The following is a 237-nucleotide window of genomic DNA, read 5'->3' as shown; positions in this document are numbered from 1 at the left end:
GCCATTTAGGGAATTCAAGATGCCTAGGTGCAGGATAGCTGGCATGAGTGCTACAAAAATTACTGACGGCATCGCTGACAAACCTTGATAGCCGCGCTGGGGTCAGAGTGATATATTTATTTGAGCCTTCTATCTGCCGACGTACTTGCACGGGCTGTAAGCCTAGATCATCCCCTAAACGTTTGGGTGAAAACCGAGGTAATGATAGTTTAGCGGTAATATCACGTGGTACATGCC

At 47.3% G+C, this 237-nt stretch carries 1 pseudogene; it reads right to left on the bottom strand.

What is annotated here, in order from left to right:
* Positions 1-237, bottom strand: a pseudogene (locus AAEY78_RS14925) (DNA helicase); the annotation flags it as partial.

The sequence above is a fragment of the Psychrobacter sp. 16-MNA-CIBAN-0192 genome (genome assembly GCF_040309565.1).
Taxonomy (GTDB): Bacteria; Pseudomonadota; Gammaproteobacteria; order Pseudomonadales; family Moraxellaceae; genus Psychrobacter.
The sequence above is the reverse complement of the archived record's forward strand: the minus strand, read 5'-3'. Positions and strand labels throughout refer to the sequence as shown.